Raw genomic sequence first — 14,387 nt, 5'->3', positions numbered from 1 at the left:
GTTGAGCCCATATGCAGCGCGCAACGAAGCCACCAATCGCGACTTTTCGCGGTGATCCGGGATGCTGAGCATCCACCGGCTCACCGCCGGCGAAGGCTACAAATACCTCTTCCAGCACATCGCATCCGGCGATGTCGATCGACGAATGGCCACGCCGTTGACGGCGTACTACACCGCCGACGGATACCCACCTGGACGGTGGCTCGGACGAGGCTTGAAAGGGCTCGGCAACGGCCAGCTCGCGCCGGGTTCGGAGGTGACCGAGGCCCAGATGGAGGCCCTGTTCGGTCGCGCAGCCGATCCGTTGAACGGCCGCACCCTCGGAGAGCCGTACCGCGTCTACAAGTCGCCCTCAGAACGCATCAAAGACCAGATCCGTGCGCTCGACCCCGGCCTGAACGACCACGATCGGCAGGCCGCGATGCAGCACATCCACAAGCTCGAGATGCGGCAGAAGACACGCCAGGCGGTCGCCGGGTACGACCTGACCTTCTCACCCGCGAAGTCGGTATCTGCCCTCTGGGCCACCGCCGATGTCGGCGTCCAAGAGCAGATCGTGGCCGCTCACCACGACGCAGTTCACGATGTGCTCGACCTTATCGAACAGCACGCCGCCTTCACCCGAAGCGGCCACAACGGCATCGCGCAACTCGACGCCCGAGGCCTGATCGCGACCGCGTTCGACCACTGGGACACGCGCGCCGGCGACCCTCAACTACACACCCACGTCGTCGTCGCCAACCGCGTCCAAGGCCCCGACGGAGCCTGGCGAACCGTCGACGGCCGCGTGCTCTTCCGCGCGACCGTGGCCATGTCCGAGATCCACAACGTCCTCCTGGCCGACAACCTCAGCCGCCGGCTCGGCCTCGACTGGGAACTACGCGAACGCGCATCCGAGCGGAATCCAGCATTCGAAATCGACACCATCCCCGACGAACTGATCCGCGAATTCTCGGCCCGCACCGAACAGATCGAAGCAAACCTCCGAACCCTCCTCTACGACCACTGCTCCCCACCCAGCCGCCGCGAACTCTACGCACTTCGCCAGCAAGCAACCCTCATGAACCGCCCGCCCAAGCACCACACCCGACCCCTCGCAGTGATGCTCGCCGCCTGGCGAACCCGCGCCGAACGCACCGTCGGCAACGACGCGCTCGCCACGATCCAGCAATCACTGCCCCAGGCCGGCGAACGTTGCCTAGCCGCGTCTGACCTGAGCCCCGCAACGATCGAGGCCTACGGCGCCGCGGTCGTCCTCACACTCCAGACCAAGCGCGCCACCTGGACACGGTGGAATCTCCTCGCCGAAGCCGCCCGCCAAACCCGGCTCATCCGACTCATCACCTCCCCCGACCGGTACGCCGTACTGCAAGCAATCGTCGAACAGGCCGAGCGGCACTCGATCAACCTCACCGCACCCGACCTCGTCCCGACCCCGATCCGGCGCGCCAGCGGGGACAGCGCGTTCACGATCCACAACGGCCAGATCTACACCTCACCCGTCATCCTCGGCGCCGAATCCATACTCCTCGACCTGGCCCGCGACGCCACCGGGCCGAAACTCAAGCCCGGCAAACCACCCCAAAGCAGCCTCAGCGAAGACAAGGTCCGCGCACTCCACCGCGTCACCACCAGCGGCCAAAAAGTCGAAGCACTCATCGGCCCGGCCGGCACCGGCAAGACCAGCCTCCTGTCCGCCATCACCACTGCCTGGCAGAACGCGCACGGCCCCGGCTCCGTCATCGCCCTCGCACCGTCGTCGGCCGCCTCAACCATCCTCGCCGACGCCATCGGCACCCCCGCCGAGAACATCGCCAAATGGATCTACGAATCCGTCGGCCTCGGAGCCGAAACCCGCCGCCAACACATCCAAGACACCGAGTACGCCGCTCACCTCGCCCACCTCATGCGCCGCAGACGCCGCCACCAACGCCTAGCCGCTCAGCGCGCCGCACTCCACGCCGAAGACGACCGCTGGACCTTCCACAGAAACCAGCTCATCGTCGTCGACGAAGCCTCCATGGCCAGCACCATGGAACTCGCCACCCTCGCCCGCGCCGCCGACAAAGCCGGCGCCAAACTCCTCCTCGTCGGCGACACCGCCCAACTCAGCGCCGCCGACGCCGGCGGAGCCTTCCGCCTCATCGCCAAAGACACCAACGCCGCCGAACTCAGCGACGTCTGGCGCTTCACCAACCCCTGGGAACGCGACGCCAGCCTCACCCTCCGCACCGGACACCTCAACGTCATCGACGCCTACGACAACCACGACCGCCTAGTCGCGGGCCCCGCAGACGAAATGGAAGTCGGCGCCTATCAAGCCTGGCGATCCGACACCCACGCCGGAAAGACGAGCCTCCTGATCGCCGCCGACAACGCCACCGTCGCCCGCCTCAACTCCCGCGCCCGCCTCGACCGCATCACCAGCGGTGAAGTCGAACCCGACGGCATCGAACTCCACGACGGCACCCACGTCGGCGTAGGCGACCACGTCGTCACCCGCCTCAACAACCGCCGCCTCCGCTACGGCCGAACCGGCTTCGTCCAAAACGGCGACCATTGGACCACTATCCACCGCTGGCCGGACGGCTCTCTCACCGTCGAAAACCACAACGCAGAAACCGTCACCCTCCCCGCCACCTACGTCCAGGAATCGGTCGAGCTCGCCTACGCCACCACAGCCCACCGAGCCCAAGGCGCAACCGTCGACACCGCCCACCTAGTAGTCACCGACCACCTCACCCGAGCGCTCCTCTACGTAGGCCTAACCCGCGGCCGCCACTCCAACCACGCCTACATCGCCACCCACCAACCCACCCCAGACCTCCACGAACCCAACTCCGAACAAACCATGCAAGACGTCCTCGAGGCAGTCCTCACCAATCCCGGCGTCGAGCTCTCTGCCCACGAGGTCATGCGGCAAGAACTCGACAACGCTACCCGGCTCGACCGGCTGATCCCCATCCACGAACACCTGTCTCAGATGGACGCCCGCACCCGCTTCGCACCAGCCTTCGCCTCTAGCGGCCTCGACACGTCCGACCAAGCCGCCCTCCAGGCATCGCCCGCCTACGGTGCGCTCCTCGCCGCTCTCCGCCGCGCCGAGAACGCTGGCCTCGATATCCCCACTCTGCTCCGAAGGAGCGTCCGTCTCGCCTCACTGGCCGATGCGCATGACATCGCCGCCGTACTCCACACGCGAGTCGAGCGCCTGGTCGGTCGTTCCGCTCAACACACCAGCCAGGAGCCAGTCATCATCGCGGGGCTGGTAGTGCCGGCCGCGCGGACGGCGGATCCCACCTTGGTGGTGCCGCTCCGCGAACTCGAAGAGCAGATCGCTGCCCGCGCTGACTGGCTGGCACACCAGGCAGGCGTCGACCAGCCGGCCTGGCTCCCAGCGCCGCAAGAGCCCTCGAACGCCGGAGCTAGCGTCGGACATCAGAGCGTCATCCGCGAGATTTGCGCTTACCGCGAGCGCTACGGCGTCACGGCGCTGGACGCACTCGGACCCGCTCCAGCCGCGAACCAGCGAATCCAGCTCGGCCACTACGCACGTCTCGCCGCTCAGATCGAGCACTTGTCGCAGCACAATAGGCCGGCTCGCGAGCCTTCACTCGTCTACGACGACCAGCAAGTCGATCCAGCTCAGTCACTGCCGTCGACGTGACCCGGAGACGGACAGCGAGGTACCGCATTCCGATCAGAAGCTCATCAGAGAGCCAACCGATCCGCGCCGCAACTACGACCACATCTTGTCGACCGTGCGCCAGGTGTACGCCGAAATGCGGCCTGGCGCGCCCATGGACGTCATTGCTCGCCGATCTGTGAGCACCCTCGGGCGATGATGCAGCGCTGCCTCGATCGGATCCGATTCGCGTGGTTGGCAGAGCCTTCCATCGGGTGCGGGTGATCGAAACTGAGGGGCAGTCAGGCGACGTCCGTCAGCGCGGCGATAGCCTGGCGGGTGAGTAGCCTCTCAGCGTCCTCGTAGGACCAGCGGCAGTCTTCAACCAGGGCGCGCCACGCGCCCAGTCCGAAACAGAACCACAGGCGGTCGGTGACCGCTTCGACATCGAGGTGCGGCGCGGCGAGCCCACGGACAACGAGGTCTTCGGCCGCACCATGGAGCCCAGCTCGGTAGGCGGTCAGCATGCTCTGCCACACCTGCTTCGCACCGTCATCGACATCCTTCGCTGAGTGGAGCAGGTTGATCGTTGGCATGAAGCGTTCCTTGTCGGCGCGAGTGCCGCGAGCGACAAGGGCGACACAGCCGGCGAGGTCGGAGGTTTGGCGAATCTGTCGGTTGGTCTTCGCTGCCGTTCCTTCAGACAGCCCGGCAGCCAGGAGTTCGCTGAGGATGCCGGATTTCGTACCCACGCTGGCATAGACCGTCTTCACCGCGATGCCGGTCTCCTGGGCGATATCGGTCATCGTGACCCGGGCATAGCCGCGTTCAGCGAACAGGGTGAACGCCGCCTTGAGGATGTCCTGCCGCGTGCGCGCCGCGTCCTGTTCGCGCCGTGGCGATCGATATCTGCGGCTCGGACTGTTCACCCGGCTCAGCTTAGCCGCATGAGAGTGACGTGCTATTCATTACCTATGCTGTAACTTGAATTCATTGGACCTCCCCGGATTCGCCCGGCGACAGTGAACGGAGTCGATGTGCCCATCACCCCAGTGCCAGATACCCCCCACGGCTCCGGGACCGGATTCGACGGCCCGCGGAGCGCGATCGATCTCTGGTCGCCCGAAGCGCTGACGGATCCGTTTCCGCACTACGCAGCCCTGCGCGAACTGGGCCCCGCGGTCTGGCTCGACCGGTACGAAGTCGTTGTGCTGCCGCGCTTTGCCGAGGTTCGCGCTGCGCTGGCCGACTGGAAGCGGTTCTCGTCAGCGGCGGGTGTCGGGCTCGACCCGAAGACCAATGCCGAGATACCTCCGGGCGTACTGGGCATTGACCCACCGGAACACACCGCGGCCCGGCATGGGCTCACACGCGAGCTCTCGCCCGGCCGGGTAGCCGCTGAACAGGAGCGCCTGGGGCGTATCGCTGCTGACGTCGTGGCACCGCTGCTCGCTGGGGAAAAGCTCGATGTGGTCACCGACATCGCGGCGCCCTACGTCTCGGCCGTCATCGGTGAGCTGGCCGGGCTGCCTGCAGAGGTTACCGACGGCCTGGCTCCGTTGGCAGCCCGCGCGTTCAACTTGTTCGGGCCCGCCGGTGAGGTGCAGCGCGATGGCCTGATCGCGTTCGAGCAGCTCGTCGGGCAGGCGATAGCGAGCGCTGCCGGACCTGAAGAGATCGAGCGCACGGCGACGTACATGTTCCCCGGGGTCGACACCACCGTGGCCGCCGTCGCCACCACGCTGTACCTGTTCGCCCGGCATCCCGAGCAGTGGACCTTGCTGCGCAACGACCCGTCGCTCATCCCGGCGGCCGGCGCCGAGGCGCTGCGCTTGCACTCACCGGTGCGTCACTTCACCCGACTCACCACCGAGCCGGTTGTTGTCGGCGATAGCTTCTTGCCGGTCGGCACACGTGTACTCATCTTGTACGGCAGCGCGAACCGAGACGAGCGGCGCTTCCCCGATCCGGCCCGGTTCGACATCACCCGACTGGCCCACCAGCACCTGGCCTACGGGCACGGCGTGCACCGCTGTGTCGGCGCGAACCTCGCGCAACGAGAGATCGACACCTTGCTCGAAGTTCTCGTGCCCCGGGTCCGCGCCATACAGCTGCACAACGAACCGGCCTGGAGCAGCAACTTGACCATTCATGGACTGAGCAGTCTCACCGTCTCGGCCGCACGAGCGTGATCTCGCCCGGACTACCAGTTCGGGGGCGAACTCCGCTTGTTCGACAAATCCGGGCTGCGGAGCGACTGCAGTATGAGGTCGACAGCAGCGATACCGAGTTTCGTGGGGAGCGCGGGTCGAAGCCTCGGAGGCGAGTCACGTCGAAGTTCGGTGAACCGTTCGGCTGCATCCAAGGATCGGTGCCCAGTCACGGCAGGCGGCAGCTTGCCATCGCCCACTCGCCACAGGTCTTGAGCCGCTCGAGCTCGTACGCGAACCTGAGCTCCGCGAGCCGACCATCCCACGCGACCAACGCATCCAGCTCCTCCACCCGCGCCGCGATGTCGATCACCGGCTTCGCCACCAGCCCCGGTAGGGCGGTGCTCCCAATGTGCTCCACCTCGAACTTCGCGCCAACCACCCCGCCATCGCGGCGTACAGCTCCGGCTAGGTCTCGTCGTACTCGGCCAAGGTTGTCAAAGACTGACCTCCGGGTTGCCGACTCCGTGGAGGAGTGCCTCGATGAGTTGGGTGGCCAGGACGTCGGTGTCGAGGTCGTCGGGGTTGTCGCATGCCTCGTGCATCAGGGCGTAGTAGACGCGACGGGACCAGAGTGGGTCGACGTTCGGGCGGAGGACGCCGGTCTCCGCGAGCCGGCGGAAGAGAGCGTCGGAGCGGGCGACGACCCCGGTATGGATGCGGTCGGCTTCGTTGCCGGGGGCAATAGTTGCGTTCATGGCGAAGTGCCAGGCGAGTTTGACGCCGAGGACGTTGGCGGTGGCTTGGTAGAGCGCTACCAGAGGTGGTGCGGTGTCGGGGCGGGCGGCGTCAACGGCATCGGCTAGCTGCTGGGCGGCCCAGGCGGCAAGGTCTGCGATCAGGGCCTCGCGAGTGGCGAAGCGGCGGTGGACCGTGGTGCGGGCGACGCCTGCGGCGGCGGCGATCTCTTCCATGGTGGCGGTGGGCTTGGCGCTCAGGGTGCGCTCGGCCGCCTCCAGGATCGTGCGCACGGTCCGGGCGGTGTCCGAGCGCAGCCGAGGAGCCTCAGTCATCTCGCCAGCGTACCAACTCCCATGCTACTTGCGTCATTCATGTTGCAAATCATAGATTAGATGTGTCAGAAAGATGCGACTGAGGAGTTGCGATGGATCTGCAGTTGAAGGACAAAACAGCGCTCGTCACCGGTGCCAGCCGGGGGATCGGGCTGGCCGTGGTCGAGCAACTCGTGGCCGAGGGGGTCCGCGTGGCCGCCGTCGCCCGGACCAGTACGACGGAGCTGCGGGCGACCGGTGCGTTCGTCGTACAGGCTGATCTGGCTGCTGCCGGTGGGCCGGAGCGTGCGGTCGCGGCCGCGCTGGCGGAGGTGGGGGAGCTCGACCTGCTCGTCAATAACGTTGGTGGCGGGGAGGGAGGGCCCGGGGCAGGATTCCTCGACTTTGACGACGCCGCGTGGGAGTCGGCCTTCGAGCTGAACTACTTCACCACCGTGCGGGTGACTCGGGCTGCCCTGCCGAGTCTGGTTCGGCAGCAGGGCGCGATTGTCAACCTGTCGTCGGTCGGCGCGCGGATGCCGTCCCCAGGCCTGGTGCCCTACTCGACGGCCAAGGCGGCGCTGACCGCGCTGGGCAAGGCGCTGTCGGAAGAGTTCGGACCGCAGGGCGTCCGCGTCAACACCGTCTCGCCCGGTGCCGTGCGGACGGCGCTCTGGACGTCCCCCGAGGGGTACGGCGGTCAGCTCGCCCAGCGACTCGGCATCCCGCAGGAGCACCTGCTCGCCGCGCTACCGGAGCAGGCCGGGATGATCACCGGCCGCCTGATCGAGCCGAGTGAAGTCGCGGCTCTCGTGGTCCAGCTCTGCTCACCGCTGACAGCGAGCATCACGGGCGCCGACTACCTCATCGACGCCGGTCGCTCGAAGACTGTTTGAGTCCTGTCCGGTGCCGAAGCTGTAGGCGGTGGTCGATTGGTAGGTCTGGCCGCGGCCGGCACGCTCCTCCTGCCCGAGGCCCGTGGTCGGGCAGGAGGACTTTGGAGGGCCACTGATCGACCTGCTGCGCTTGCCAAGGACCTCGAACTCGGTGAACTGCGATCCACGCGTGTTGAGCTATGCACGACTGAGGCTGCGACAGTCGCTGGGGTGAGCAGGTGTGTGGACATCGTGCAGTCGAGCCGGTCGCCGAAGCTGTCGCCGGCCTCCGCGGCCTCATCGCCAAGAACCTCGACGCAGTCGTATCCCGGAACGGCGCCTTCAGGTTCTGCCGAATCATCGATACAACCGCTGACGGAAGTCGGCTAGTCAGCACCGCAGTCGGGTGTCGCAGTTCGCCCTCCCGGATGCGCAGGCCGAACCACCACGCGCTCAGTCCATCGAGCGACAGCCGTCCGGTCGTACACCTCGACCAGGCGTCCCGCGAGGCATTGGCGCGTCATGACGGCTCACGGTGCACGATGCGCGTACATCCAAGCAGCGACGTCCAATCCCGCAAGCGCCGTACCGCGAGGGTCAAATCGCGGTGGAACGCGAGCGGTTCGGTTGGTCCTGCGTCGTCTTGGAAACAGGATTCCCAGAAGGTACGCAGAGCTGAAATCTCCTCGACGACAGCGCCGTGCTTGTTCCAGCAGGGCGGGATCGCCTTGTGATCCAAGCCGTAGCGCCCAGCGAACCAGACCACCCACTCGCCCAGTCGCTCCAGCTCCTCGTTCGCCGCGTCCGCATCGAGGTCTCGCCAGCGCACGACGAGCGGGCCGGTAGATGGCCCATCGAAAAACCGCCCGAACTCTCGGTGGTTGTTCATGGGAGCACCGTTTGCCGGCCGATGCTGAGGCGGATGGCGTCGGCGTCGGGGCGGGCGGTCCAGGGGGTCATGTTGAGGAGGATGGGTGGGGCGGTGCGGGCTAGGAGGATGCCGGTGCCGAAGGGGAGGGTGCGGATGATGTCGGGTGGGAGGATGGGGAGCCGACGAGTGGTGGTCGACGTGGTGCGGGCGCCGTTGGGGTCGCGGCTCCAGTTGCGGACTTCTTCGTCGCGTTCGCCGCAGACGGCGGCGAGGTCTTGGAGGTCGCGGGGTTGGGCGGAGCCTCCGAGGATGAGGCGGAGGGTGGCGGCGTCCCACATGGCTGCGGCGGCTTGTTCGCCCCAGCGTTCGCGGGCTTGTGCGAGGGATTGGATGACGACGTGGGTTGAGATGCCGGTGCCGCCGCCGTCTGCCATGAGGCTGGGTAGGGAGGGTACGGCGCAGAGGTTGGCGATCTCGTCGAGTTCCAAAGCCAGGGGTGGTTCGAGTCGGCCGCCGGGATTGTGCGCAGCTAGTTGGCGTGCCGACTCGGTGATGTCCTCGAGAAGAGCGGCGATGAATGCGGAGGTGGCCGACGCGCCCGCACCGGTGCCGAGCAGGTAGATGGTGCCGCGGTCGCGGATGAAGGCGGCTGGGTCAAGGCCTTCACCGGGTGGCGGATCGAAGGATCTGCGTACGGCGGGATCTCCGAGCGCGGAGAGGGCGGAGCGAACGCCGGCCCAGATGGCGTCGCGGGTGCGGCCGTCCATGCGGACGATGCCGTCGAGGGTGTCGCCCCAGCCTTCGGCGGCGTCGTTGGAACGGTTGAGGATCGTGACAGCTTCGATGGCGGAGGCTGGTTCGAGGCTCCAGCGGTACAGCTGGGCGATGCCGGTGTCGTCGAGGGCAGCGGCGTGCAGGAGCCCGCGCAGGGCCATTTCGGTTTGGCCGTGCCAGAAGGCTGCGTCGCTGACGTTGCCTTTCGCGAACCCTGCGCCAGCGGCGAGACCGCTGGCACGGATGATGGCCGTGGTCGGGGTCTCGCAGCCGCGGACGGGTGACCAGCGGATTCCTTCAGCGCGGCCAAGGCCCTGGGGGTCGAACACGGCTACCGGTCCGAGCGCCTTGCGGGATTCGAGTGTCGCGGCGAGGTTGTCGGGGCGGGTGGAGGTGGTGACGACGGCGCCAGGGGCGTCGATGATCGATCCGATGATCTGGTGCAGGCCCTTACCCGAACGTGGTGGACCGACGGTGATCCGTGAGTCTTCGACCGATGCCCAGCACTCTCTGCCACGCGCGTGGCCGAGGAGGGCACCGACGGCGGACGGCGAGTTCGTGCCGGCCTGTGGCCGTGCGGAGCGGCCTCGACGGATCACTTGCGCACGACCGACGGTGGCTTCGACCTCGCTACTGGTCGCGAGCCCGGGCCGTGCGGCGACGGCGCGGGCGCGATGGCTAGTGGTTGCCTTCCGGTTCTGCCACAGACGCAGTACGACGAACGCAGCGCCGAGGGGCGCGGCGAGAAGGACCGCGAAGACGATCCAGTACGCGACCGGGTCGAAGGACTGTCCGAAGACGGCAGCCGGGTCCCCGGGATGGATCGGGACTCGGAGGGAGTCGATCCACGGCGAGGAGACCCATCTGCCGTTGGAGAGCAGGTTGGTCAGGCCGCCGGCCAGATACAGGACTCCGGCGAAGGCGAAGGTCACTGCTGCGGCGATGAAGATGGTGTCGGTCAGGTCGTGGCCGGATCGCTGGTTCATCGCGTTCACATCCGGGCGTCGGTGTCGAAGAGCTCGACTTCGCGGGCGTGGCGGATCAGCTGTACGACGAAGGACCGGCTGGGCAGTCGCCACAGCGCCCTGCCTTTCGGGAGCTTGGCGATCGTGACGATCTCCACGTCGGTGAGGCCGAGCAGGCTCGCGGTCCTCGCGAGCTGATCGGATTCCTGGCGGAGCATGATCCGGGTGGAGCAGTCAGCGAGGAGCCCTTCGGCGAGCGCTCGGGCTTCGGACCCGAGGTCGCCGACTGCGGCGAGGTCGGACAGGCGGTGGACGATGAGGATGTTCGAGACGCCCCAGGCGCGGGACAGTTTCCACTGCTCCTGCATGCGACGCAGGAGGGCCTGGTCTCGCATGACGCGCCAGCCTTCGTCGTAGACGATGTAGCGATTGCCACCTGCGGGGTCGGCAACTGCGGCTTCGAGCCACGACGACGCGCAGGCCAAGGTCAGGCGGAGTGCTTGGTCGTCTCCGCCGCTGCTCAGCCAGGACGAATCGAGCGTGACCATCGGGAGGGTGGGGTCGAATTCGGTGGTCGACGGTCCGTCGAACATGCCGGATAGGTCACCGTGGACCAGGCGCCGGATGGCGTGGGCGACCTCGCGGCCGTCGTTGGCCAGGCTCGCGGTCTTCAGACCGGCGCGTTCGGTATGGCGGGTGTCGGGTGTGAAGAGTGCGACGACGACATCGGGAATGGTTGGTGTCGGGACCTGTGCCGAGACGGTTTCGAGGGCAAGGTCGAGGGCGGTGTGTTCGACGGCGATCAGTGGGCGACCGAGGGTGGATTCGGCCAGGGTTCCGAGCAGGGCGCGTCGGCGGGACCAGACGATGCGCGCCCATTCGTCGGCGTCGACGGTGCTGGGTTGTCTGCCGGCGTCGAGGGGGTTGAGGCGGGTCGGGAGTCCGGGGCCGAGTTTGATGGTTGCGCCGCCCATCGCTTCGGCGACCGAGGTCCACTCGCCCTTCGGGTCACACGGGACATAGGCCTTGTGTCCGAGGGCGAGGGATCTGGTGATCAGGGCTTTGGCGGTCGAGGACTTTCCGCTTCCGATGACTCCGGCCAGGAGCACGTTGGGGTTGGTGATGAGGCGGTCTTGGTAGAGGACCCAGGGGTCGTAGACGAAGGAGCCGCCGCTGAAGACGTCGGATCCGATGTAGGTGCCTTGGGCACCGATGCCGCCTTCGGCCAGGAACGGGTAGGCGGCCTGCAGGATCCGGGTGGTCGCCCGGTGCTTGTCGACCAGCAGCCGCCGGCCACCGCCACGACTGGACGCGGACTCCATGGCCTCGGGCGCCTTCCGCCGAGATGGGCCGTCGGTGCGGGTGCGGCGGTTGGCTCGTCGGGTTGCGCGGTCGGTTCCGTCGGGTTCGTAGTACGCGGATTGTTGCTTCACTAGAGTCCGATCCCGAACGGTAGAGCTGCGGCCATGAATCCGTCGAGCTGCTGCCCGACGAGGCGCCGTACGTCGATGAATGACTGGGTGGCTGCGATCTCGATCTCCATGCAGGCGTCGTCGAGGGCGTCCTCGGTGTCGCCGGACACGACGACGAGCCCGAGCCAGCGCACGTCGCCGTGGCCGGCGGCCAGGTCGCGTTCGCGTTGGGCGACGTCGGCGTCGAGTTGGCGGTCTTCTTCGGTTTCCAGTTGCCCGATCCTGGAGCGGGTCGTGCGGTCGGTGACGCGTTCGACCTGGTGCCGGCGTGCGTCACGCAGTGCCTTGGCCATGGGGATCGGCTGGAGCACGAGGCTGAACGTGCGCCGGATCCCGGGTCGCAGCAGCAGCGGCCCCAGGAACGATGGCGCGGCTCGGACGCGCGGCCACTCGGTGACGACGTACACGCGATGCAGTGACGAGTCGGTGCGGAGCTGGTCCCAGCCTTCGTCGACGGCCAGCGGCCCCGCATCGGATGCGTCCATCGCAGCCGGCGACGGGATCGTGCGGGTCGCCGCGGGATCGAACGCGACCCGCAGACTCATCGCGAGCTCCTTGGCGCTCAGCCAGACACCGGCGACACCTGCTGCGGCGAGCGCGGTCTGGAAGGCTCGCGCCTCGGACTCGAGGACGGCGGTCGCACCGAGGATGCCGCCACCGTGCTTACGCACCTCGCGCGACACCGCGTCCAGATTGATCGCGAAGCTGAACAGGGTCTCGTGTCTGGCCGCGGCAGGGGCCGCGTGCTTCAACAGGTCGGCATAGATCGCCCCGGCCTGCGTCGCAGGATCCACGTTGCGCTGCTTGGCCCAGGCGGAGAGCTCGTCACCAGGATCCGGCAGCGTCCGTTCCAGAATCTGCGCGCGGGCGATCCGGTTGCTCTGGCACAGGCCAGCGATCAACTGCCCGTACGCCGTGACCCGGCGATCCTGCTCGTCGGAGTTCTGCAACAGGTGCGCAGGTCCCTCGATCTTCGCGACCGCGATCAGCCGCCGGCGCCGCGGATCGTGCACCAAGCCGATGCCCGAGTTCGTCGTCAGCATCCGCAGCACACCGCCCTCCCCAGGCAACTGCAACCGGCCATGTTCGCGTGGTGCCAGGACGTCAGCGCGGAAGGACTTCTTCCTTAACAGGTGAATGAATCGAAGTGCCAGCCAGCGGTGCAGCGGGACCTCTTCTGCGCGCAGGAACGCCACCGCGACACAGCTCGACGCCACCGCCAGACAGGTCACCATCGCCACCGGCGCCAACTGGTTGACCAGCGCCACAGTGATGATCAGGACCGCGGCCAGAACCAGGATGACCTGGACCGGGCGCAGCCCCAGCAGTACGGCACTGCGGTCCGGCCGAGGGAACCGCGTCGCCAACTGGCTGCTCATCGCCGGTCACCTCCTTCGGACTCGCCCGCAGTGTCCGACACCTGGGCCGGCTCGCCGGCCGCGACCGAGACCTGGCTACTGGCAACGGCCGTCGCGGAACCGCCGGCGTCGGAGGACGGAGGTGTCGGCGCATTCCGGACACTGGAGGTCTTCTCGACAACGACCACCTCCGGGCCGCCAGCGGGAGTGAAGTCAGAGCCGCCGCCGTCGTCCGAGGAGTCCTTGTCTGGAGTCTCGCCGTCGCGCCCGACAACCGATGCGGGGCCGCCGTTGCTCGATCCGCCGAAATGATGAGCCGCGAACTGCTGCGCCTGATCGGCTTTCTGCTTCAGCGCAGACGCCCCCGCAGAGCCGTGCTGCACCAGCTGAATCGCCGCGCCCGCGTGGTCTCCGGCCCAATGAACGAACGAGTACGTCGCAATCGGCGCGAACGCAGCCATCGCGAACAGCAGGATTCCGGCCAGGAAGGTCCCGATGCCGAAGCTGCCGTCGTCCCCGGCGTTGCCGATCGCCGACAGGCCGAGGGTGAAGATCATCGCCATCGCCACCTTCGAGAACAGCAACGCCGCGACAATCTCGATCCACCGCCGCAACCAGTGCCGAGTCGCTGACCACGTCCAGCTGGCCATCGCTACCGGAGCGAACACCACGAAAGCGATCAGAGCGACCTCACGCAGCAGCATCACCAAATACAGCCCCATCACGGCCAACAGGCCGAGCACCACCGCGACGATCAGCGAACCACCCAACGTCGGAACAGCCTGCAGAGCCGAGACATTGACCATCCGCTTGAGCGCCGTCATGGTCGCCGCATTGCCACCCAGGATCCCGACCGACAGCTGGTCGACCACCCGGCCAAGGCCTGCGACCACCGCGACCGCGAACGGCACGCCGACGGTTCCGATGATCGCGCCGATCACCGCCTGACCGAGCCGGCCCGGCTCTCGCCGTGCGGCGGCCGACAGGCACTGGAAGACGAACATGCCGACCAGCAGCGGGAGCGTGATCATGACCATCAAATCGAGGTTGCTGCGCCACCACTCCTGGTCGAACCGCGGCGACGTACTCTCACTAAACGCTGTGAACACGTACGTCGTCAGGTCCGTCAGGCCGCGCGCCATCCAGTCGACGAACGAGCTCCACATCCCGTCAGTAGCACTCTGGGCTGCGCCGGAGGCCACGCAGGCGGTCGGGTTGGCGAGGCATTCGATCCAGCTCACGCCG

The 14,387-nt window shown here is 67.3% G+C and carries 11 protein-coding genes; 3 read left to right on the top strand and 8 right to left on the bottom strand.

What is annotated here, in order from left to right:
- Positions 1–61 precede the first annotated feature (61 nt).
- Positions 62–3,667, top strand: coding sequence for a MobF family relaxase (gene mobF / locus ABD231_RS35930; protein WP_344162629.1), 3,606 nt, complete (start codon positions 62–64; stop codon positions 3,665–3,667).
- Positions 3,668–3,927: 260 nt separating this feature from the next.
- Here mobF and ABD231_RS35925 read toward each other — a convergent pair whose 3' ends face one another.
- Positions 3,928–4,554 carry a TetR/AcrR family transcriptional regulator gene (locus ABD231_RS35925; RefSeq protein ID WP_344162626.1) on the bottom strand — a complete coding sequence of 209 codons (627 nt, stop codon included), beginning with the start codon at positions 4,552–4,554 and terminating at the stop codon, positions 3,928–3,930.
- Between the two features lie 108 nt (positions 4,555–4,662).
- Between ABD231_RS35925 and ABD231_RS35920 the strand changes: the two genes are divergently transcribed.
- Positions 4,663–5,817 (top strand): cytochrome P450, encoded by a 1,155-nt coding sequence (locus ABD231_RS35920; protein WP_344162623.1) that lies wholly within the window; start codon positions 4,663–4,665, stop codon positions 5,815–5,817.
- A 187-nt stretch (positions 5,818–6,004) separates the two neighbouring features.
- Here ABD231_RS35920 and ABD231_RS35915 read toward each other — a convergent pair whose 3' ends face one another.
- A complete protein-coding gene (locus ABD231_RS35915; RefSeq protein ID WP_425554238.1) occupies positions 6,005–6,196 on the bottom strand; it encodes a GrpB family protein in 192 nt (63 codons plus the stop codon).
- A 76-nt stretch (positions 6,197–6,272) separates the two neighbouring features.
- Positions 6,273–6,848, bottom strand: coding sequence for a TetR/AcrR family transcriptional regulator (locus ABD231_RS35910; protein ID WP_344162620.1), 576 nt, complete (start codon positions 6,846–6,848; stop codon positions 6,273–6,275).
- A gap of 92 nt (positions 6,849–6,940) precedes the next feature.
- On the opposite strand from ABD231_RS35910, the gene ABD231_RS35905 reads away from it, so the two are divergent.
- The gene (locus ABD231_RS35905; protein WP_344162617.1) at positions 6,941–7,723 is read left to right on the top strand and encodes an SDR family NAD(P)-dependent oxidoreductase; all 783 of its coding nucleotides are present in this window, start codon (positions 6,941–6,943) and stop codon (positions 7,721–7,723) included.
- 499 nt (positions 7,724–8,222) lie between these two features.
- Here the strand turns inward: ABD231_RS35905 and ABD231_RS35900 are convergent, their stop codons facing one another.
- Genes ABD231_RS35900 through ABD231_RS35880 form a run of 5 tightly spaced genes read right to left on the bottom strand, consistent with a single transcriptional unit; the run spans position 8,223 to position 14,383 of the window.
- The gene (locus tag ABD231_RS35900) at positions 8,223–8,591 is read right to left on the bottom strand and encodes a hypothetical protein (RefSeq protein ID WP_344162615.1); all 369 of its coding nucleotides are present in this window, start codon (positions 8,589–8,591) and stop codon (positions 8,223–8,225) included.
- Positions 8,588–10,333, bottom strand: coding sequence for a type IV secretory system conjugative DNA transfer family protein (locus ABD231_RS35895; protein ID WP_344162612.1), 1,746 nt, complete (start codon positions 10,331–10,333; stop codon positions 8,588–8,590). Before ABD231_RS35895 ends, ABD231_RS35900 begins: the two co-directional genes overlap by 4 nt.
- 5 nt (positions 10,334–10,338) lie before the next feature.
- A complete protein-coding gene (locus ABD231_RS35890; RefSeq protein ID WP_344162609.1) occupies positions 10,339–11,745 on the bottom strand; it encodes an ATP-binding protein in 1,407 nt (468 codons plus the stop codon).
- Positions 11,745–13,163, bottom strand: coding sequence for an SCO6880 family protein (locus ABD231_RS35885; RefSeq protein ID WP_344162606.1), 1,419 nt, complete (start codon positions 13,161–13,163; stop codon positions 11,745–11,747). Before ABD231_RS35885 ends, ABD231_RS35890 begins: the two co-directional genes overlap by 1 nt.
- Positions 13,160–14,383 carry a TrbL/VirB6 family protein gene (locus ABD231_RS35880; protein WP_344162603.1) on the bottom strand — a complete coding sequence of 408 codons (1,224 nt, stop codon included), beginning with the start codon at positions 14,381–14,383 and terminating at the stop codon, positions 13,160–13,162. Before ABD231_RS35880 ends, ABD231_RS35885 begins: the two co-directional genes overlap by 4 nt.
- Positions 14,384–14,387: the final 4 nt, after the last annotated feature.

Origin of the sequence: Kribbella yunnanensis, assembly GCF_039529655.1 — a bacterium.
Lineage (GTDB): Bacteria > Actinomycetota > Actinomycetes > Propionibacteriales > Kribbellaceae > Kribbella > Kribbella yunnanensis.
Note: the sequence above shows the minus strand (reverse complement) of the source record. Positions and strands in the feature narration are given on the sequence as shown.